The sequence below is a fragment of the Nocardioides bruguierae genome (assembly GCF_023656415.1).
GTDB classification, from domain to species: domain Bacteria; phylum Actinomycetota; class Actinomycetes; order Propionibacteriales; family Nocardioidaceae; genus Nocardioides; species Nocardioides bruguierae.
In genome coordinates this window covers 1-20,172 of sequence record NZ_JAMOIL010000015.1, presented here as the reverse complement: position 1 = coordinate 20,172, position 20,172 = coordinate 1, and the positions used below count along the sequence as shown (strand labels likewise).

Genomic DNA, 20,172 nt, shown 5'->3' with positions numbered 1-20,172 from the left:
GACGCGGGGGCGTGGCTCAGCCCTCCAGCGGGGCCGCGAGGGCGTCGAGGTAGTCGTCGATGCCCCACGAGATCGACAGCGGCGTCGGGTTGGCCGCGGCGGCCAGCGGGGTGCCGTCCTCGAGCACGGCGACCCGACCCTCGGCGACGGCCGGGATCTGGGAGAGCAGGGCGTCGTCCTGCATGGCGGCCAGCAGGGCGCCGTCGGCGTCGCCGTAGGTGACGATCAGGTCGACGTCGGAGAGCTCGTCGGCCCGCTCGGCGCTCACGGTCGTGTAGAACTCGTCGGTGCCCTCGGACTCGGAGGCGACCACGTCGGGGGTCTCCATGCCGTGGGCGGTCAGGAACGCCGGGCGGGTGTCGAGCGAGGTGTAGAACCCGATGGTGCTCAGGTCGTTGGGGTCGATGTAGGCGAACATCACCTTCTTGCCGAGCAGCACGTCGTGGGCGGAGAACGAGTCGTCCACCTCGGTGTCGAGCTGCTCGACGAGGGCCTCGCCCTCGTCGGCCATGCCCATGGCGGTGGCGTTCATGGTGATCATGTCGTCGACCGAGGTGCCCCAGGCGTTCTCGGGGTAGGCGACGACCGGGGCGATCTTGCTGAGGGTGTCGAAGTCGTCCTGCGTGAGGCCCGAGTAGGAGGCCAGGATGACGTCTGGCTGGGTGTCGGCGACGGCCTCGAAGTCGATGCCCTCGGTCTCGTCGAAGAGGACGGGTGCCTCGGCGCCGTCCGCCTCGAGCTCCTCGACGGTGGGCTCGACCCACGGGAGGATGCCGTCCCCGTCGTCGTCGCCGTAGCTGGCGGCGGCCATGCCGACCGGCATCACGCCGAGGGCCAGCGGGACCTCGTGGTTCATCCACGCGACCGTGGCGATCCGCTCGGGCTTGCTCTCGATCGTGACCTCGCCGAAGGCGGTGTCGATCGTGACCGGGAAGGCGCTGCTGCTCGCGCTGCTCGCGGCCGTGCCCTCCTCGCTGCTGGACTCCTCGCCGCAGCCGGCGAGGGCGACGGTGAGGACGGCGGCCGCCGTGACGGGCAGCATGCGGCGCGTGAGGCGCATCGGGGTCTCCATTCGAGGACGGCGCTCGCGCGCCACGAGGTTAGGCAGACCTAATGTAGGCATGCCTTACCTCAGTGGCGCAACCCGGGGGGTCCTCCGCGCTCGGCATGAAGATCCTGTGCAGGCGTGGCTCAGTGCACGGGAGTACCTGCTCACCGGCCGTACGGACCACCAGGTGACGGGTCGTCCCGCTCGCGTAAAACCCTCGGGAATGCGGGGCGAATTCGTCCATACCGGCACGGAACCGCAGGTCGGACGAGCATCCTTGCCGGGAGTTCCCCGCAGGTCGACGCCCCCAGCGACGGTCTGCACCCCTCACGGCCACCTCCCCCAGAGGTGACGTGCCGGGGGACCCAGACCCCGTGGACCACCCTCCCCCAGAGGGCCCGCGGGGACCCTCACACCCATCACGGACGGATGCCCCAACATGCTCCATGAACTCTGGGAAGACCCCTGCGCGCCCGCAGATGCCCGCTACGCCGTGTGCCCGGCCGGACCCGAGGGCGACGCCCTCCGCGCCGGCCTCTCGCACCAGGCCCGCCGCCGCGTCACCGTGCACGCGGTGAACCAGCTGGAGGCCATGCTCCAGATGTACGACCACCTGCGCAGCGCGCCGGCCTGCTGAAGCCGCGCCACACCGGCGCGACATCCGCACCACATTCGCGCCACACCCGGGCAGAGCAGCCCGCTGAGCCGACTGGGCGGCTCAGCGGAGTGCCTCCGTCCACCGCAGGGTGCGGCCGTGCCCGTGCGTCTGCGCGAGCATCCGCCCGTCCAGGCCGAGCACGAACGTCGAGTGCCCCTCCGGGATCGGCGGCCCGCTGCGGGTGACCGACGGCAGCACGTTCTTGCCCTCGTTGGTGATCCACCGGCACGAGCCCTGCGCCACCAGGCCGCGCACCAGCGCGTCGTAGCGGTCGCGGTCCGCCGGCGACAGGTAGGCGATCACGGCACTGTGCAGGACGACCGGGGTCCCGTGCTCCGAGGCTTCCTCGACGAGCGCGGGCAGCGTCTCGACCAGGTCGCCGGTGCGCAGGTCGGGCGGGTCGCTGCGGGCGATCGCGATCGCCTCGCGCAGCCGCGTGCGGCGCTCGTCGTGCTCGGGCCAGACCAGCGTCTCCAGCCACGCCATGGCGTCGGTGTCGGTGACGTCGAGCGGGTGCAGGTCGACCCCGCCGCGCCACGCGACCTCGGGCAGCCTGCTCGGCAGCGGCGGTGCCTCGTCCCCCTTCACCGCGCACGGCAGGCGGGGCTCCTCGCCCAGCAGCACCCGCTGGCCGTCGGGCAGGGCGTAGTCGTAGCCCCACCGGTCGGGGTAGAGGCACAGCCCGGCCGACGCGCCGACCTCGAGCAGCGCCAGCGGTCGCTCGCTCTCCTCGGCCACGCGTGCCAGGGCCGGGAGCAGCGTCGCGAGGCGTCCGACCTCGTTGGTCTGGGTGGCGCGCTCGAGGATCGTCGCCATGATGCTGCCGTCGTCACCCAGGAGCGCCTCGCGCAGACCTGCGTACGGGCCGGGTGCCGGCACGCCGTGCCACCGGGCGGCGGCGAGGACGAGGTTGGGCTGCTGCTTGATGCCGGGCAGGGCCGCGACCCAGGCGCTGACCTCGGGGTCGGCCGCGACACCCTCGGCCCAGTCGGCCATCGTCGCGGAGTCGGCGCGGGCGTAGGACGCGAAGTCCGCGTAGGACTCCGCCACGGCGGCGTAGGGCTCCATGCCCGCGACGCTAGCGGGTCGGGCGCGGCCACGGCGGGGCCAGGCAGCGACCCCCGTCACGCCGGCCCGCTCACCCCTGGGGGCGAGAAGGGGAACCCCCGGGGGTGAAGGATGGGCCGGTGATCGTCGACTGGATGCTGACACCGCAGGAGCGGGAGAACCCGCAGGCCACCATCGACGACCACCGCTCCGACGGCACCGCCTGGTCGCAGGGCAACACCGTCCGTCCGCTCGTCCACGGCAAGCACTACATGGCCGAGCTGCACGCGCGGATCTCCGCGATGGGCGAGGGCGACCGCTTCTACTTCACCGACTGGCGCGGCGACCCCGACGAGCAGCTCACCGACGACCCCGACAGCACGCTGACCAACGTCCTCGTCGCGGCACTCGAGCGGGGCGTGGACGTGCGCGGCCTGCTGTGGCGCTCGCACTGGTCGCGGCTCGGCTACTCCGCCGAGGGCCACCTCCAGCTGGGCGTCGCGATCGGCGAGGCAGGCGGCGAGTGCCTGCGCGACATGCGGGTTCGCGCCCGCGGCAGCCACCACCAGAAGCTCGTCGTGCTGCGGCACCGCGACGACCCCACGCGCGACGTCGCCTACGTCGGTGGCATCGACCTGTGCCACAGCCGCCGCGACGACGAGGCGCACGCCGGTGACGAGCAGCCGGAGACCCGGCTCGCCACGGCCTACGGCTCCACCCCCGGCTGGCACGACGTGCAGGCGGCCGTCACCGGGCCCGCGGTGCACGACGTCGAGACCACGTTCCGCGAGCGCTGGCAGGACTCGCTGCCCCTCACCATCAACCCCGGCCGCTGGCTGAGCAGCAAGGTGCAGGGCGAGAGCCTCGAGCCGCGTCCCCTCGGCGAGCAGTGGCCGGCCCCTCCCGCGCCGGACGGTGCGCACGACGTCGTCCAGGTGCTGCGCACCTACCCGCACCTGGCCCCCCGCGGCTTCGACTTCGCCCCCACCGGCGAGCGGTCGGTGATGAACGGCAACCTCAAGGCGCTCGGCAACGCCGAGAAGCTCGTCTACGTCGAGGACCAGTACCTGTGGTCCGAGGAGGTCGGCGACCACTACGCACAGGCGCTGCGCGCCAACCCCGAGCTGCGCTGCGTCTTCGTGCTGCCGCTGGTGCCGGACGAGGAGGACCCGCTGCACCGGGTGCCCCAGCTCTACGGCCGCAGCCTCGCGATGAGCAGGATCATGGACGCCGGCGGCGACCGCGTCGCCGTGTTCGGGCTCAGCAACGAGGCCGGGCTGCCCGTCTACGTGCACGCCAAGACCTGCGTGGTCGACGGCCGCTGGGCCAGCGTCGGCTCCGACAACCTCAACCGCCGCTCCTGGACGCACGACTCCGAGGTCGCCGTCGCGGTGCTCGACTCGCGCGGCAGCCTCGACGACCCGGCGCCGGCCGACTCCTTCCCCCGGGTCCTCCTGCGCACCCTCGTGGCCGAGCACCTGGGCTGCGAGGCCGAGGCGGTGCCGAGCGACCCGCACGAGCTGTTCGACGCGATGGTCGCGTGTGCCGACGCCCTCGACGAGTGGTTCGCCGGCGGGGCTGACCCGGAGCCCGAGCCGGAGTCTGGCGTGCGTGGGCGCGTCGTGCGCCGCGTCGTCGGCTCCCGCCCGCACGTGCGGGAGCAGCTGGCCGCCAAGGTGCCTGCCCGGCTCGCCGACTCCTGGCGCGCGACGTCGTGGAAGGACGACGCCCGGGCCCGTGCGGACGCGGAGGCCACCGGGATCGTGGGCCGCGCCGGGGTCTCGGGCACCCGTCCCCCCGGCCGGCTGCGCCGGCTCGCGCCCCCGCAGCTGAACCGGGCCCAGATGCTCTGGGCGCCGATGCTCTACGAGAAGGCGTTCGACCCGGACGGGCGGCCGCCGGCGGGAGCGTGACCCCCGCCGGCGCCACCGTGTCGGACCCTCCGTCAGACGGCGCCGCTCACCGAGGCCAGGAACGGCGCCGCGTCCACGCTTCCGGGAGCGAGACGCTCACGCGCCAGCCGCGAGGTGGTCTGCTGCACGTGCTCGTTGACCGGGGTGGGCACTCCGTGCAACCGACCGAGCATGACGATCTCCCCCGAGAGGTAGTCGATCTCCACGTTGCCGACGCCTCGCGAGATGCTCTGCCAGGTGGAGCTGCCGGCGGCCGCCGACTTGCGGTGGCCCCGCCGCGCGATGTGGTCACCACGGCGGTCGAGGTCGTCCTGGGCGCTGACGAGCTGGATGCCGGCCGCAGCGAGCACCGACTCGCCCTCCAGGCGGGCGAGCCGGGTGAGCTCGACCGCGGACTCGTCGTCGACGAAGCTGGCGCCCACGCCGTTGCCGAGGTTGGCGATCAGCTTGCGGTACTTCCACGCCATCACCTGCTCGCGGGCCGAGGCCACGAAGCCGGCGGCCTCGAGATCTCCGGCCATCGCGACGGCGAGCTCGTCCGAGCCGCCGGGGTAGCGGCCCACCTCGAGCACCCCCGGGGCCGTGGCGGAGTCCTGGACGACCACGCCCGGCTCCAGGTGGCTGGCCGGGGGCACGAGACAGATCGAGTAGACGCGCGGGAAGACCCGGAGGATGGTCGCCTCGTTCGCGACGCCGTTCTGGACGGCCACGACCGGGGTCGAGGGCGGCGCGTGCCGCTGGAGGTCCTCGAGCGCGGCCGCCGTCTGCTGCGACTTCACGCACAGCATCACGACCGTGTCCTCGGTCCACTCCACCTCACCGGCGTTCGCCGCGGTGTCGACGTCCAGCGTCAACGGTCCCGCCTCGGTGTCCAGCACGAGACCGCGTTCACGGATGGCCTCCAGGTGGGCACCTCGGGCGACGAGGGTGACGCGGCTCCCGGCGCGATGGAGGTTGCCCCCGATGACGCCGCCGACCGCTCCTGCTCCATAGATGACGTAGTGCACGGCCACGAAGGTAGGAGACCGAGGTTGCCCCGCCATTGCGCCGGCAGAAATGTGTCTGAGACACGACCGCCCCGGATGCGCAACAACTGTTGTACGGCCCTGAAACAGGGCCGGAGGACCCTGGTGCAGCACCGTCCGTAACCTTCCCCCGGAGGCTGGAATGCCGAACCCGCACCTCGCCAGCGAAGCCGACCGTCGCGCCGCCCACCGGCGCGCGGCCCGCACGCGCGTCCCACCCGGCGCCGACCCGCGGGTCCCCTCCGTGGTCATGGCGCACGGCGCCCTGGTCGCCAGCCTCCGCCACGGCGCGATCAAGACGGACGACCGGTTGGACGAGGACACCCTCATCCCCCTCCTCTCCGCCAGTCGCAACAGCGTCCGTGGAGCGTTGAAGATGCTCGCCGAGGCTGGTCTGGTCTCCCGCTTCCCGCGGCGCGGCACCGCCGTGGTCGCCGAGCTGCTCGACGTCCCATTGAACCTGGGCGTGGGCTGGGGCGACGCCGTCCCCGGCGAGCACCAGATCCACCCCGTGGAGGCTCGCTGGGTCCCCTCGTCCCCCGTCACGCGACGCATGCTCGCCACCGCGGCCGACCGCGTTCACCTCTCCCGCTGCGTCGACTCGATGAACGGCTGCCCGGCGATGCTGTACAGCCGCTACACCCTGGCCGAGGGCATCGACCGCCCCCTCGTCCCCGGCCCGGCCGACGGGGACTTCTCCGCCCTGTTCGAGCGCACCTACGGCCAGCCCCTCGCCGGGATCGACTGCTGGGTCGGTGCCACGTCCGCCACGGCCGAGGCCGCGCAGCTCCTGCACGTCCCGGTCGGCACGCCGCTGCTGGTGAAGTCGCGGGTCCTGAAGGACGCCGGGGGCACTCCCCGCGAGTACTCCGTCAGCCACTACGTGGCCTCCCGCGTGAACATGTCCGCCCACGTGGCGGCGAGCCCGGTCCCGGGACGGTCGCTGCCGCCGATCGGGCTGGACGCGAGCGACGCGCCGGCGGACGCCACGCACGCGCGTCACGCCCCGGACCTGCGGCCCCGGACCTCCGTGCTCGACCTGGTCGAGGAGATCCGCGCCTGCGTCCGCGACGGGCAGCTGCCCGTCGGCTCCGTCATCGTCCCGGCCTGCGTCGCGAGCCAGTTCGGGGCGGACGAGGAGTGCACCAGGCGGGCGCTCGGCCGACTGCACCGCGAGGGCCTGCTCGAGCGCGACCCCGAGGGCGTCATCCGGGTCGTCGAGTCGGTGTTCGCCTTCGAGCTCGGCTCAGGACGCCCCTACCGCGACGACGAGCAGCACCGCTACCAGAGCGAGGTCGCCAGCTCGACCCGTGTGGTCACGCCGCCCTTCCTCGAGGACGTGGTGCCCGCCCGGGAGGGTCGGATCAACCGCGACGAGCACGTCTTCCGCCGGGACGGCCAGCCGCTCATGCTCTTCATCCGGTACACCGACGGCCACCAGCGCACGCCCCGTCCGCTGACCTGCGAGACCCGTGAGGCCGACTACGGTCGGTTGTTCTTCGCCTCGTACGGAACCCTGGTCGGGAGCATCGACTCGTGGGTGCACGCCGTCACCGCGGACGCCCAGATCTCCAAGCGGCTGCGCGTCCCCGAGGGCTCGACCGTGATGCTGCTGGAGCGTGTCATGCGCGACGTGGACGGGACGGTCCGCGAGCTGACCCACAGCTACATCGCGGGCGGCCGCGTGTCCCTGGGCGTCAGCCAGGTCGTCTCGGACGCGGTCGAGGGCTCGGCCGCCTGACCCGGCACGACCCCCCGACCGTGCCCGGCGAGGCAGGGACCCGCCCTCAGCTCAGCAACCAGGCGATGAGGGCGATGGCCGGGACGCTCAGGAGGGTGCTGACGAAGATGACGTCGCGGGCCATCACCTGCCCCGTGCCGTAGCGCGTGGCGATGACGAACGTGTTCTGGGCCGTCGGCAGCGCCGAGAGCACCACGACGGCCAGCAGCTCCGCCCCGTCGAGCCCGAGCAGGTAGTGCCCGGTGAGGTAGGTGACCAACGGCTGCAGCAGGAGCTTCATCCCGACCCGTCCCCAGAGCACCGACGGCGCGACGCCACGCCCGGGCAGGGGCCCGAGGCGCAGCGAGACGCCGTAGGCGAGGAGCATGCACGGCACGGCGAGGTTGCCGATCAGGTCCACGGGGTCGCCCAGCCAACCGGGCAGGCTCCAGCCCAGGACGACCATCGCGATGCCCACGAAGGCGCCGATCGTGATCGGGTTGCGCACGGGCCGGAGCAGGACCTCGCTCACGCGCAGACGTCGCTCGGACCGGGCCGCGTCGAGGAGCGTGAGGATCGCGGGCTGGAGCAGGATCAGCTGGAACAGCATCGTCGGGGCGACCAGCACCGCGCTCCCGAGGACGTAGGTGGCGATCGGTAGGCCCAGGTTGCCCGTGTTGCCGTAGGTGGCGGCCATGACCCCCACGACGCCCTCACCCATCGTCTCCTTCCGTCGCCAGGAGACCAGGACGGACCCGACGATGGTGGCCACCACCCCGGCGGCGACCGCGATCATCCCGGCGGAGAAGACCGTCGAGACGTCGTTGCCCTGCAGGGTCACCACCAGCAGAGCCGGCGTGGCGACCAGGAACGACACGGTGGAGAGGACCTTCTGGCCGTGCAGGTCGAGCACCCCCAGGTGCGCCAGCAGCGCGCCCAGCGCGATCACGACGCCGACCGTGCCGAAGCCCTCAAGCACCGACTGCACTGCTCACCGTCCGTTCCTGCTCGGCCTGCGCCTCGACGCCGCTGCCGCGCTCGGCGCGTGCGGTGAGGACGGCGGCGGCCAGCCCGCACCCGGCGAGCACGCTCGCGGCGACGACGAGGCCGACCCGCAGGCTGCCGGGGCTGCCCGTGCTGAGGTCACCGCCGCCCACGACCCACGTGACCGCTGCGACGACGGTGGCCGTGGCGATCGCGTTGGAGCCGTTCATGATCGTGGCCCGCAGGCCCTGGGCGATGCCTCGGCGGTCGGCGGGCACCCCGATCAGCAGGCGGGCGGCCAGGGTGGCCTGGTAGGTGCCCTGGAAGAAGCCGCTCACGACCAGCGCGACGGTCAGCCACGCCAGCGGAGCGTCCGTGGCGATCACCACCACGACCGCGGTCGACCCGGTCGCCACGCCGAACGCACCGACGACGTTGGCCACGGCTGGTGTCGTCCAGCGCTGGACGACACCAGCCACGAGGCTGCCCGCCAGCATCGCGGTCCCCATCGGCAACAGGTGCAGGCCGGCCTCCGCAGCGCTGGAGCCGTGCAGCAGCTGGAGGTAGAGAGTGGTCAGGACGACCACACCGGTCTGGGGCACCGCGCCGCAGAACGCGGCGAGGTAGATGCGTCCGCGGGTGCCGGCGACCACGGCAGGGTCCACGAGCGGATGGTCCGAACGACGCTCGGCGGTGGCGAACGCCCACAGCGACACCACGGCCACCGCGGCACTGGCCGCCGGCACGACCAGGGGCACGTCCTCCCCGATCATCTGGACGGCGAGGATGAGCGCCGCGATTCCGACGATCGAGGTCACGGTGCCCGGCACGTCCAGCCGGAACCGCCGCAGGCCTGGAGCGTGCACGTTCTTCAGCGCGTCCCAGCCGACGACCACGGCGCCGACCCCCAGCGCCGCGCCCATGACGAAGATCGACCGCCAGCCGAAGTGGTCGACGAGCAGGCCGCCGACGATCGGGCCGAGCAGGGTGCCGAGCCCGGCCACGGCCATGAAGATCCCGAGCGCCATGGGCAGGCGCGACGGCGGAAAGACGTCCGAGATCACCGCGGAGGACGTCGACGTCGAGCACGCGGAGGCCAGTCCCTGGACGGCCCGCAGCAGCACCAGCACGACCGGCTCGGTGACGAAGAAGCAGAGCACCGAGGCGAGGGTGAAGGTCAGGATGCCCCCGAAGTAGAACCAGCGGCGGCCCCACTCGTCGCTCAGCCTGGAGAACAGGATCGTCGTCGAGGCGTTCGTCAGCAGGAAGCCGATGAGCATCCACGACGCCGTGGTGACACCGCCCTCCAGCTCGCGCGCGACGGCGGGGATGGCGACGCTCAGGGCCGAGAACGTCCCGAAGATCATGAAGTTGTTGAGCGCGCAGGTGGTCAGGATGCCGAGCTCGGCGCGCACGGTGGAGGAGGGCCGCCGCGTCACGCGGTCGACCCCCTGGGTCAGCTGGGACATGGCTCCTCGAGGGGTGCGGTGCGGGCGGTGGCCGCGGCCCAGGCCCCCAGGACCCCCACGACCCCGAGCAGCAGCCCGATGGTCGCGAAGGCAGGGGTGGCGCCGGTGGCGTCGCCGCGGGTGATGACGTTCTGGCCGGCGACCAGGAGCAGGGTCCCGATGACCACTGCGGTGGACAGGGCGTTGCCTCCGTTGATGAGGGTCGCTCGAACGCCGTTGGCGATCCCGCGGCGGTGGGGCTCGACCCCTTCCATGAGGCGCCCGGACAGGGCGGTCTGGTAGATGCCGTGGCCGAGCCCGGCGACCACGAGGAGCGGGACCAGTGCCGCCCGCGGCAGGTCGGCCGCGATCACGCCGGCGGCGAGCAGAGCGGCCACGCCGATGGACAGCCCGCCCCAGACGGTCAGGCTTCGGGCCGTCGTCCACCGCTGGAGCAGGGCGGCCAGCGGAGCACCGACCAGCATGGTGATGCCCATCGGCAGCAGGACGGCCCCGGCAGCCGCGGCGCTGTAGCCCTCGCTGACCTGGAGAAACAGCGGGATCAGCACCAGCAGGCCGTTGAGGCCGCACGCGGTGCCGAACGCCGAGACGTAGAGGCCTGCGCGGCGGCCCGTCACCACGTCGAGGTCGACCATGGGTCGCTGCGCGCGACGCTCGACGAGCACGAACAGCCCGCCGGCGATCAGGAACACCGTCAGCCCGGTCAGGGCCACCACGGGGCCGCCGTCCTCCTCCCCCAGGCGCTGGACGCCACCGACGAGCGCCACGATCGCGACCACCGACAGCACCGACCCCGGCACGTCGAAGGTGAACCGGCTGCGGGGCGGGGCGTGCACGTGGCGCAGCGCGCCCCAGCCGGTGAGCAGGGCGGCGAGCGCGAACACGGTGGAGGCCCAGAACAGGGCGCGCCAGCCCAGGTGGTCGACCGCCCAGCCGCCCAGGAGCGGACCGAAGACCGCCGAGGCGCCGGCGAACGACATGAAGACCCCCATGGCGGCGGGCCGGCTGGCCTCGGAGAACACGTCGGCGATGACCGCTGTCGAGGTGGCCATGGACGCGGCCGCCGCGACGCCCTGGAGGACTCGCATGGCGATCAGCAGGCCGTCGGAGCTAGTCACGGCGCACACCAGCGAGGTCACGGCGTACACCACGACCCCGCCGACGTAGAACCAGCGACGGCCCAGCTGGTCGCTGAGCCGGGCCAGGATCATGGTCGTCGATGACATGGCCAGCAGGAACGCGAGCAGGACCCAGCTCGCGGCGCGGGTGCCGCCGGCCATCTCACGGCTCATGGCGGGCACGGCGACGTTGAAGGCCGCGAACGTCCCGTACGCCATGAAGTTGGCCAGGACGCAGGTCGTCAGCACTCGGGCTCCCGCGCCGCTGACCACCCGGAGGTCGGGGGCGAGGGCCAGGCTGGTCACGCGGACCCCGCGGGCCGCGCCGCGGTGGCGTCCTGGGTCCGGTCGGGCAAGCGGTCGGCGGCGGGTTCCGTGACGGGGACGTGGCGCCGCAGCCAGGGGCCTCCGCGGGAGACGGCGCAGCCCGTGGCCACCACCGCGGCCACCACCGCCGCGCCGTAGGCCAGTGCGAAGGCGCGGATCACGGCGGGGTCAGCGCTCTGCACGGCGTAGGTGGCCAGGCCGGAGGTGGCGACGATGATGAGCATGACGGACGTGGAGGTCGCCTGCGCCGTGTTGTAGAGCATTGAGCGGACGGCGTTGGCCACCGTGCGTCGGTTGGCGGGGACTCCCCACATGACCGCTGCGGTGTTGGGCCCGGTGAACAGGCCCACGCCGAGCCCCACGAGGACCAGGCAGGTGACCGTCGTCCCGAGCGGGGCGTTGCCGACCGTGGCTGTGAGACCGACGCCGCCGAGCGCCATCAGCGTCCCGCCCGCTGTCGAGACCGTGCGCCAGGTGAGGACCTGGGCGAGCCGGCCTGCCAGCGGGCTGGCCACCACCATGGCCACCGCCATGGCCGTGGCGACGAGACCGGCCTCCGCGGCGCTGCGGCCCTCGACGACCTGCTGGTGCAGCACGACGAGCACGGTGAACCCGGCGCGGGCGAAGGAGTTGAAGAAGGCAGCCGCGTAGGCGATCGCACGACGGCGGTCCCTCAGCAGCTCGACGTCGACCAACGGCGACGAGACGCGCCGCTCGACGGTGACGAACAGGACGAGGAGGGCGACGCCGGCGGTGATCGCGACGAGGAAGGCCGGGTCGAGAGCACCGCCGACCCCGAACCGGTTGAGCCCGTAGAGCAGCAGCGCGAGCGTGACGACCGACAGCACGGCACCGGGCAGGTCGAACCGCTCCCGTGGGCCCGTCGAGGTGGTGCGCGGGATGATCCGGTGGCCGAGGACCACGGCGACGACCCCGAAGGGGATGTTGACCAGGAAGACCGACTGCCACCCGAACGCGGAGACCAGCAGGCCGCCGACGGCGGGGCCGATCGTGTTGCCCACCGAGGCCGCGGTGAGGTTGTAGCTGAGCGCGATCGCGAGACGCTCGGGCGGGAAGGCGTCCGCCACGATGGCAGTGGTGTTGGAGACGATGGTCGCCGCCGCCACGCCCTGGACGACGCGCACGGCGATGAAGAACCCGGCCGAGGGCGCCAGGGCCGCCAGGAGGCTGGCCAGCATGAAGGCCACGAGCCCGGTGAGGTAGACCTTGCGACGCCCGACGAGGTCCGAGATGCGACCGAACACCAGGATCGACGCGGTGTTGGCCAGCATGAACGCGACGAGGAACCAGTCGGCGAGCCCGGCCTCGGCGCCGAACTCCGCGGAGAGCTCCGGCAGGGCGACGTTCACCGAGGTGTTGTTCACCAGCAGGAGCAGGAGCCCGAAGCTGGTCACCCACAAGACGGCCATCGGCGACTTCGCGGGCACTGCGTCCACACATCCTTCTTCACGTGGGGGCCGCCGTCGAGGGGCGGCGGGTGGTGCGTGGCCCTGCTCGGTGGGAGCGGGCGGAGGGCGCCGCGGGTCCCGGGCGGAACGGGACCCGCGGACGCCGAGGGGCGGGGAGGCTTCTCGGGAGGCCTCCCCGCACCCGGGGACGTCGGCGTCAGCTGATGCTGAAGTTGCCGAAGTCGTTCTGGTTCTCCGAGCGGTAGGCCCACCCGGTGATCGAGTTGGAGAACACCTGGGTCGGCTGGATCGCGCAGATGAAGATCTCGGCGGCGGCCGTGACCATGATCGTCTGGGCAGCGTTCCAGTGCTCGCCTGCCTCGTCGCTGAGCTGGTCGGGCAGCGCTCGGGCCGCGTCGACCTCGTCCCAGAACTGGTCGTTGAGCTCGTCGCTCCAGCGCGAGGGGCTCGAGGGGTCGTCGCCCGGCTTGAAGAAGGTGATGCAGGAGTACTCCGGCGTCTGCACCTGAGCGCGGTTGCGGTAGAGGATCGCCTGCTTCGTCGCACCCGAGCGGGCGGTGCCGAACTCGGCGGCCGAGAGCTGCTCGACCTCGACGTTGAAGCCGGCGTCAGCGGCGTAGGACTGGATCAGGATGCACAGGTTGACCAGGTCCTGCGTCGCCGTGGACACGGTGAGGGTGAAGTCGAGCGAGTCCATGCCCGCCTCGGCGAGGAGGGACTTCGCCTTGTCGACGTCGTAGACCATGTCCGGGATGCCGTCGGTGGTGTAGCCCTTGGTCGAGGGGTTGATGTTGCCCTTCTTCAGCACGGCTCGACCGGCGTAGACCTCCTCGATGATCTGCTCGTAGGGGATCGCGTTCATGAAGGCCTGGCGGACCTTGAGGTCGTTGAACGGAGCCTTGTTCGTGACGAGCGTCAGGTCGACGTACTCGATCGGGTCGCCGACCACCGGCACGGTCAGGCTGGAGTCCTCGGCGAGGGTCGCCTGGTCGTTGGGCAGGATGTCCTCGGAGAGGATCACGTCGCCGGACTTCATCAGGCTGGCGCGGGTTCCCGCGTCGGTGACGACGCGGAGCGTGACCTTCTTGACCTCCGGCTCGCCGTAGGCGTAGTTCGGGTTCGCGACCAGCACCATCTCCTGGTCGGCGGTCTGCGACTCCATGTAGTAGGGGCCGAGGCCCCAGCCGCCGTTCTGGGCGGACCAGGTCATGGCGTACGGGTCGTCCTTGGTGGCGTTCGCGTCCAGGATGGTCTTGGAGTAGATGTGGCCCTGGAGGTTCGCGAGCAGACCCAGGAACGTGAGGCCGAAGCCGGCGCTCGGGATCTCGATCTGGACGGTCATGTCGTCGACCTTGGTGACGGCGTCCGGGCCCTTGAAGTCGCCCCACGAGGCGGTCGAGTAGCTCTCGGAGGCCCACTTGCGCTCGAAGGAGTACACGACGTCGTCGGCGGTGATCGCGTTGCCCTCGACGTCCGTGTAGCCGTCACGCATGTGGAACGTGTAGGTGAGGCCGTCCTCGGAGACGTCGTAGGAGTCCGCGACGTAGCCGACGTAGGTGTTGAAGTCCTGGACGACGCAGCCCTCGGTCTCGTCGTCGATGTAGGGGTTGCGCACGAGGCCGGCCTGCAGGTTCGCGTTGAGCTCGAAGGCCTGCAGCGAGATGCCGTTGCCGTCCAGGACGCCGTTGAGGGACGCGGCGAGCGCGGAGACGGCGACGACGATCTCGGAGGTGTCCCCGGAGCCGCCGCTGGAGCCGGAGGTGCTGGACGCGGTGGACTGGTCGGCACAGGCGGACAGGGCGGCGACGGCGGCGACGCCCAACGAGCCGAGCAGGAAGCTCCGGCGCTGGAGCTGCGGGATGTCGCTACGGGCGGGAGCCTGGCCCTGGGGCGAGAGGCGGTTCTTCACGGTTCCTCCGGTGAGAGTGGGTCGAGCAGCAGCAAGGAGCGGTGGTGCGGCACTGCACCAGGGGTTGGCTCAGCGCGCGGCGGGTCCGCGGCTGAGTCGGGTGAGCAGGCCTGCGACAGCAGCAGCCGCGATCACCGCGAGCATGAGGGCCAGGGCCGGGAACAGGACCGGCCACCAGCTGCCGAGCATCACGCCCGAGACGCCGGAGGAGATCATGTTGCCCCACTCCGGCGTGGGCGGGTTGAGGCCGACGCCGAGGAAGCCCAGCGAGGCCAGCACGATGACGGAGAAGCCGAACACCGTCGAGCAGTTCTCGATGGCGGGTCGCATCGAGTTGGGGAGCACGTGGCGGAACGTCACCTGCATCGGTCGGAGCCCGGCCATCAGGCCGGCCTCCACGTAGGCGTCGTTGCGGACCTTGAGCACCTCGGCACGGGTCAGGCGCGCCTGGACCGGGCTCATGATCAGCGCCAGCGCGATGCTGAGGCTCGTCAGCGTCGCCCCCATCAGGCCCACGATCACCACGCCGATGACCAGGGGAGGCACGGCGTCGGTGAGGTCGAGGAAGCGCGTGATGCCACGGCCGGCCATGCCCGCGAGCCCGCGGCGCGACTCGAACGTCCCGATGACGATGCCGAGGACGACTCCGGCGACCGTCGCGACCACGGTCACGACGAGCGCCAGGGCGATGTCGATCTGGGCGCCCGCCATCACGCGGGAGAACACGTCCATGCCGGTGGCGTCGGTGCCGAACCAGTGCTCCGTGCTCGGGGACTGGAGGGCGCCCGTCACGACCCGCTCGGGGTCGTAGGGCGCCAGCATGCCGCCGAAGATCACGAAGAAGAGGAGCGCGAAGGCGCCTACCAGCGAGAGGACGGGGACCTGCTTGAGAAATGTCAGCACACGCATCAGGCGTCCACCCTCACTCCGGGCCGCCGACGGGGGTCGAGCAGCATGTTGGCGATGTCGACCAGGAAGAAGCCGACCAGGCAGAGGCCTGCGATGACGATGAGGAAGCCCTGGAGGCCGGGGAAGTCGAGCGTCCGCACGGAGTCGAGCGCGAACTGTCCGACGCCGCCGAAGCCGAACAGCTGCTCGATGACGATCACGCCGCCGAGCAGGGCACCGAACTTGTTGCCCAGGGTGACGATCGAGGAGGCCGCCGAGCGTCGCAGGATGCTGCGGAAGACGGAGCGTCGGGTCGCGCCGGAGGCGATCTTGAACAGGGTGGGCGGCTCCGAGACCTGCTCCTCGATGCCCAGGCTCAGCTGGCGCCAGATGCCGGAGGCGTGGATGAAGACCAGGACGGCGACGGGCAGGACGTAGTGGGCGGCCATCTGTGCCGTCAGGTCGAACCGGCCGACCAGCACGGTGTCGAGCAGCGGGAGACCCGTCACGAGCGGCTCCGAGGTGCCCGGCGTGAGGCGGCCGATCGGTGCCGGCGCGATCGGGATGAGCACGAAGAACACGACGATCGAGAGGATCGCCACCGCGAAGTCCGGCAGGGCGCCGGTGAGGTTGCGGTAGCCGTCCAGCACCCGACGCACGACGCGGTTGTCCGTCTGGAGCCAGACGAAGGCGAGGACCAGCGAGACCAGGACGGAACCGCCGAGGCCGAGGAAGATCAGCTCGAGCGTGGCGGGGAGCCGGTCCATGATCTCGGTCCACACGGGCCGCGAGGTGCTGGTCGAGGTGCCGAGGTCGCCCTGGAACAGGTTGACCACGAAGTCCCAGCCCTGCGACCAGATGGAGCCGTTGAGGCCCATGGCCTCGGCCATCCGGTCGTAGTCCTCCTGGCTGAAGCCGTTGGAGGTGTCGATCCTGGCCAGGACCGGGTCGCCGGGCACGAGGCGCACCATGGCGAAGGCTGCGATGGAGAAGATCAGGAGGTGGAGCGGGAGGACGAGGGTCCGGTTGATCCACCACCGGTTGCGGGAGAGGTACGCCTTCATGCGCGTGCTCCGTCCGGGTCGATGATCGGGTCGACGACGGCGTCGTTGGGTGCGTCGAGGGGAGAGGGGGTGGAGGAAGGTGCGGGAGCACCGGCGGCGGGACGCTGGACGAGCCAGGCACCACCGCGGGCCAGAGAGGTGAGCGTCGCGGCGACCGCGCTGAGGACCAGCAGGAGGCACGCGACCCGGAAGCCGGCGACGACGGTGTCGTCGGTGGCCACGACGTCGTAGGTGTCGTGACCGGCGGCGGACAGGCCGACGGTCACGAGGACGAGGGCCACCGCCGTGCCCATGGTCTGGGCGCTGTTGAACATCACCGAGCGGACGCCGTTGGCGATGCCGCGGCGCCAGGCCGGCAGCTCGGCCATGATGGCCGCCGTGTTCGGGGCCGTGAAGACGCCGTTGCCGGCGCCGACCAGCACGAGCCCGCCGTAGAACAGCACGCCCGGTGCGTCGCCGCCGACGGCGACAGCGAGAGCCACGTAGCCGAGGGCGCTCATCGCGCAGCCGGCCGAGGAGACCGAGCGCGGGGCGAACGTCCGGGCCAGCCACCCTGCCAGGGGGCTGGTGACCACGATCGCGCCGGCGAGCACCGCGACGGCGATGCCGGCGTCCACGGCCGAGGTGCCCCGGACGATCTGCTGGTAGAGGACGACCAGGAGCATCGCCCCGGACTGGGGGAAGGACATGAGGAACGCGGTGGCGTAGGCCAGGGCGCGGGAGCGGTCCGTCATGACTGCGACGTCGACCAGCGGGCTGGGGACCCGGCGGACGTGGGCGACGAAGACCGCGAGCAGCACCGCGCCGAGGGCCAGCAGGCCCAGGGCCGAGAGTGCCGAACCCGCGCCGGAGAAGCGCTTGAGGGCCAGGATCAGGACGACCAGCGCCACCGCTGCGAGCACGGCGCCGCGCACGTCCAGCCGCTCGCCCGCCTGCGGCGTGCGAGCGTCGCGCCGCAGCACTGCCAGCGCCAGCCCGACCGCCACGAGACCGAACGGCACGTTGACGACGAAGATGCTGCGCCAGCCGAACAGCTCCAGGAGCCAGCCACCGACGACCGGGCCCAGGATCATGGCGGCCGAGGCCATCATGATGTTGACGCTCAGGCCCAGCGCCAGGCGGTCGCTCTCGAAGGCGTCCGAGATGATCGCGTTGGCGTTGGGGATGATCGCCGCGGCCGCGAGGCCCTGGAGGACCCGCAGCACGACGAGCACCCAGATGTTGCCGCTCAGGGCGGCCAGCAGGCTGGCCACGATCATCACGACCAGCCCACCGATGTAGAGGTGGCGGCGACCGTGCAGGTCGCCCAGGCGGGAGAAGACGAGGACGCCGGCGGTCAGCGAGAGCATGTACCCCAGCAGCACCCAGTCGGCGAGCACCGTGGTGACGCCCATCTCCGAGGAGATGGCAGGCAGGGCGACGCTGACCGAGGAGCTGTTGAGGAACATCAGCAGGCTGCCGAGCGTGGTCACGGTCACGACGAGCCACGGGTGCGGATGCGGCCCGTCCACCAGGGGGGTCGGCCGTCCCGCGGAGGGGACGGACCGACCGGCCGTCGAGTGCTGGATCATGCGACCGAGTCCGCCTTGATCTCGGCCGGACCGCGCCGGTAGGCGTCGAGCAGCGACCGCGTGTAGGGGTGCTGCGGGTTCTCGATGACGTCCTTGGTCGGGCCGTGCTCGACGACCTCGCCGTACTTCATCACCAGCAGGGTGCTGGAGATGAAGGCCGTGGCCGGCAGGCCGTGGGAGACGAAGCCGAGGCCGACCGAGTGCGTCTCGCAGTACTCGCGGATCATGTTGAGCACGGCGCCCTGCACGGAGACGTCGAGAGCGGAGACCACCTCGTCGCACATCAGGATGCGTGGGCGGACCACGAGCGAGCGTGCCAGGGCGAAGCGCTGGCGCTGACCGCCGGAGATCTGGCCGGGGTAGCGGTCCAGGAACCCGGGGTCGAGCTGGAGCAGGGTGAGCACCTCGCGGATCTCCGCCTCCGCCTCCTCCCCCTTCACCCCGCGCAGCACGCGCAGGGGCGTGGCGACGGAGTCGCGCAACGTCCGGCGGGGGTCGAAGCTGGAGAAGGTGTCCTGCGCGACGTACTGGACGGTCGCGCGAAAGCGCCGCATGCCGGACGGTGTGGACATGAGCTGGGAGATGCGGGTGCCGTCGATCAGGACCTCGCCGGCGGTCGGGGTGTCGAGCCCGACGAGCAGGCGCGAGAGAGTCGACTTGCCGGAGCCCGACTCACCGACGATGCCGAGCGCGGTGCTCGTGTCGATCTGCAGGTCCAGCGGTTGCACGGCCACGTGCCGTGAGGGGCCGCGGCCGAAGACACGGGTCAGCTTCTCGGCCTGCAGGGTCACCACCGGGGGCTTCCGGGGCTCCTGGGGATCGGGCACGATCTCGACTCCAGACGTGGGGGTGCTCATGCGGACATCGCCGCCTTGGACTCGCCCTCGCCGCGCCGGAAGCCGGCGGTCATCGTCTCGTCGAGCGTGGGCAGTCGATCGAGGTTGTAGGCGTCGAGGGTCGGCACGCAGCGGGTCAGCGCGAGGGTGTAGGGGTGCTGCGCCTCCTCCTCGATGCGGCCGGCGTTGCACACGTCCACGACCTCGCCGTGGTACATGACGACGACCTTGTCGACGTAGAGCCGCACCAGGTCGATGTCGTGGGTGACGATCAGGAGGCTGGCGCCCGTGCGCTCGGTCATCGAGCGCAGCAGGTCCATCACGTCGCGCGAGACCGAGGCGTCCAGGGCGCTGGTGGGCTCGTCGGCCAGGAGCAGCTTGGGCTCCGAGCACAGTGCGAGGGCGAGCATCACGCGCTGACGCATGCCTCCGGAGAGCTCGTAGGGACGCAGCTTGAGGATGCGGTCCGTGTCGTGCAGACCGACACTGACCAGCCACTCGGCGGCCACGGCGCGGGCCTTCTTCCTGCTGATGCGCGAGAGGCCGCGCAGGACGTCGACGAACTGGCTGCCGATGGTGGCGACCGGGTCGAGCGAGGTCATGGCGTTCTGGAAGACCATCGAGGTGCCGGGCGTGCGGTAGGGCACCGGGGCGATCTTGCCGCGCTCGATCGTGCGGCCGTCGAAGACGAACTCGCCGAACTCGCACGAGGCGCCGGCAGCGGTCAGGAGGCCGGCGACCGCCAGCGCGAGCGTGGTCTTGCCAGAGCCTGACTCCCCGACGATCGCGACGTGCTCACCGGGGGCGATGTCGAAGGACGCACCCTTGACGGCGGGCACCTTGGCCCCCGCCTTCCCTGCGTAGTAGACGTACCCGTCCTTGATGCTGAGAAGCTGGTCCGAAGTTGTGCTCATGGCAGCAGTTCCCTCGTTCTCTCTCGTGTCTGGCCCGCCACGCCGCGGGGGTGGATCGGCCGGGTTCGTCCCCCACCGGTCCGTTGCGTTGAAACTAGGAAGCGCGTGTCACGACGGCCGCAGGCCGCGGTGACAGTTCTCTTACGCCACCTCGTGCGAATCGCCGTCCGGGCGTCGGGCCGCCCCCGGGGGGCGGGCGGCCCCCCGGTCCCGGCCCCCGGCGGGGCGGAAGGGGGGGGGGGTGGGCGGGA

General features: G+C 71.8%; 16 protein-coding genes. 3 read left to right on the top strand and 13 right to left on the bottom strand.

Annotated elements, in window-relative coordinates; all coding sequences use genetic code 11:
* Nucleotides 1–16 precede the first annotated feature (16 nt).
* On the bottom strand, nucleotides 17–1,060 hold the full coding sequence (locus M8330_RS12735) for an iron-siderophore ABC transporter substrate-binding protein (RefSeq protein ID WP_250827635.1): 1,044 nt from the start codon (nucleotides 1,058–1,060) through the stop codon (nucleotides 17–19).
* A 427-nt stretch (nucleotides 1,061–1,487) separates the two neighbouring features.
* On the opposite strand from M8330_RS12735, the gene M8330_RS12730 reads away from it, so the two are divergent.
* Nucleotides 1,488–1,685, top strand: coding sequence for a hypothetical protein (locus tag M8330_RS12730; protein ID WP_250053755.1), 198 nt, complete (start codon nucleotides 1,488–1,490; stop codon nucleotides 1,683–1,685).
* An 81-nt stretch (nucleotides 1,686–1,766) separates the two neighbouring features.
* On the opposite strand, the gene M8330_RS12725 is transcribed toward M8330_RS12730, so the two are convergent.
* Nucleotides 1,767–2,774 carry a DUF2332 domain-containing protein gene (locus M8330_RS12725; RefSeq protein ID WP_250827634.1) on the bottom strand — a complete coding sequence of 336 codons (1,008 nt, stop codon included), beginning with the start codon at nucleotides 2,772–2,774 and terminating at the stop codon, nucleotides 1,767–1,769.
* A 119-nt stretch (nucleotides 2,775–2,893) separates the two neighbouring features.
* Between M8330_RS12725 and M8330_RS22470 the strand changes: the two genes are divergently transcribed.
* The gene (locus M8330_RS22470) at nucleotides 2,894–4,666 is read left to right on the top strand and encodes a phospholipase D family protein (RefSeq protein WP_308196286.1); all 1,773 of its coding nucleotides are present in this window, start codon (nucleotides 2,894–2,896) and stop codon (nucleotides 4,664–4,666) included.
* Nucleotides 4,667–4,698: 32 nt separating this feature from the next.
* On the opposite strand, the gene M8330_RS12715 is transcribed toward M8330_RS22470, so the two are convergent.
* Complete coding sequence (locus M8330_RS12715) at nucleotides 4,699–5,673, bottom strand: ketopantoate reductase family protein (RefSeq protein ID WP_250827633.1); 975 nt, start codon at nucleotides 5,671–5,673, stop codon at nucleotides 4,699–4,701.
* 160 nt (nucleotides 5,674–5,833) lie between these two features.
* Here M8330_RS12715 and M8330_RS12710 point away from each other — a divergent pair, with 160 nt between their 5' ends.
* On the top strand, nucleotides 5,834–7,432 hold the full coding sequence (locus M8330_RS12710; protein ID WP_250827632.1) for a UTRA domain-containing protein: 1,599 nt from the start codon (nucleotides 5,834–5,836) through the stop codon (nucleotides 7,430–7,432).
* Nucleotides 7,433–7,478: 46 nt separating this feature from the next.
* On the opposite strand, the gene M8330_RS12705 is transcribed toward M8330_RS12710, so the two are convergent.
* The 10 genes from M8330_RS12705 to M8330_RS12655 all read right to left on the bottom strand — a co-directional run bounded on the left by M8330_RS12705 (nucleotide 7,479) and on the right by M8330_RS12655 (nucleotide 19,921).
* Entirely contained in the window at nucleotides 7,479–8,390 is a 912-nt protein-coding gene (locus M8330_RS12705; protein ID WP_250827631.1) for an AEC family transporter, read from the bottom strand.
* Entirely contained in the window at nucleotides 8,383–9,864 is a 1,482-nt protein-coding gene (locus M8330_RS12700) for an MFS transporter (protein ID WP_250827630.1), read from the bottom strand. The genes M8330_RS12705 and M8330_RS12700 overlap by 8 nt, the downstream gene beginning before the upstream one ends.
* Entirely contained in the window at nucleotides 9,852–11,288 is a 1,437-nt protein-coding gene (locus M8330_RS12695; RefSeq protein WP_250827629.1) for an MFS transporter, read from the bottom strand. The genes M8330_RS12700 and M8330_RS12695 overlap by 13 nt, the downstream gene beginning before the upstream one ends.
* A complete protein-coding gene (locus tag M8330_RS12690; protein ID WP_250827628.1) occupies nucleotides 11,285–12,766 on the bottom strand; it encodes an MFS transporter in 1,482 nt (493 codons plus the stop codon). Before M8330_RS12690 ends, M8330_RS12695 begins: the two co-directional genes overlap by 4 nt.
* Before the next feature lie 169 nt (nucleotides 12,767–12,935).
* Complete coding sequence (locus M8330_RS12685; protein WP_308196285.1) at nucleotides 12,936–14,648, bottom strand: ABC transporter substrate-binding protein; 1,713 nt, start codon at nucleotides 14,646–14,648, stop codon at nucleotides 12,936–12,938.
* 69 nt (nucleotides 14,649–14,717) lie between these two features.
* Complete coding sequence (locus M8330_RS12675; protein WP_250827627.1) at nucleotides 14,718–15,557, bottom strand: ABC transporter permease; 840 nt, start codon at nucleotides 15,555–15,557, stop codon at nucleotides 14,718–14,720.
* On the bottom strand, nucleotides 15,557–16,600 hold the full coding sequence (locus M8330_RS12670; protein ID WP_250827626.1) for an ABC transporter permease: 1,044 nt from the start codon (nucleotides 16,598–16,600) through the stop codon (nucleotides 15,557–15,559). The genes M8330_RS12675 and M8330_RS12670 overlap by 1 nt, the downstream gene beginning before the upstream one ends.
* Entirely contained in the window at nucleotides 16,597–18,078 is a 1,482-nt protein-coding gene (locus tag M8330_RS12665) for an MFS transporter (protein WP_250827625.1), read from the bottom strand. Before M8330_RS12665 ends, M8330_RS12670 begins: the two co-directional genes overlap by 4 nt.
* Before the next feature lie 89 nt (nucleotides 18,079–18,167).
* Nucleotides 18,168–19,028 carry an ABC transporter ATP-binding protein gene (locus M8330_RS12660; protein WP_250827624.1) on the bottom strand — a complete coding sequence of 287 codons (861 nt, stop codon included), beginning with the start codon at nucleotides 19,026–19,028 and terminating at the stop codon, nucleotides 18,168–18,170.
* Nucleotides 19,025–19,921 carry an ABC transporter ATP-binding protein gene (locus M8330_RS12655; protein WP_250827623.1) on the bottom strand — a complete coding sequence of 299 codons (897 nt, stop codon included), beginning with the start codon at nucleotides 19,919–19,921 and terminating at the stop codon, nucleotides 19,025–19,027. The genes M8330_RS12660 and M8330_RS12655 overlap by 4 nt, the downstream gene beginning before the upstream one ends.
* Nucleotides 19,922–20,172: the final 251 nt, after the last annotated feature.

Excerpts from the sequence above, each read along its gene's own strand:
- M8330_RS12735 (WP_250827635.1), bottom strand. The coding sequence starts at position 1,060 with ATGCGCCTCACGCGCCGCATGCTGCCCGTCACGGCGGCCGCCGTCCTC.
- M8330_RS12730 (WP_250053755.1), top strand. The coding sequence starts at position 1,488 with ATGCTCCATGAACTCTGGGAAGACCCCTGCGCGCCCGCAGATGCCCGC.
- M8330_RS12725 (WP_250827634.1), bottom strand. The coding sequence starts at position 2,774 with ATGGAGCCCTACGCCGCCGTGGCGGAGTCCTACGCGGACTTCGCGTCC.
- M8330_RS12710 (WP_250827632.1), top strand. The coding sequence starts at position 5,834 with ATGCCGAACCCGCACCTCGCCAGCGAAGCCGACCGTCGCGCCGCCCAC.
- M8330_RS12700 (WP_250827630.1), bottom strand. The coding sequence starts at position 9,864 with ATGTCCCAGCTGACCCAGGGGGTCGACCGCGTGACGCGGCGGCCCTCC.
- M8330_RS12675 (WP_250827627.1), bottom strand. The coding sequence starts at position 15,557 with ATGCGTGTGCTGACATTTCTCAAGCAGGTCCCCGTCCTCTCGCTGGTA.
- M8330_RS12670 (WP_250827626.1), bottom strand. The coding sequence starts at position 16,600 with ATGAAGGCGTACCTCTCCCGCAACCGGTGGTGGATCAACCGGACCCTC.
- M8330_RS12660 (WP_250827624.1), bottom strand. The coding sequence starts at position 19,028 with ATGAGCACCCCCACGTCTGGAGTCGAGATCGTGCCCGATCCCCAGGAG.
- M8330_RS12655 (WP_250827623.1), bottom strand. The coding sequence starts at position 19,921 with ATGAGCACAACTTCGGACCAGCTTCTCAGCATCAAGGACGGGTACGTC.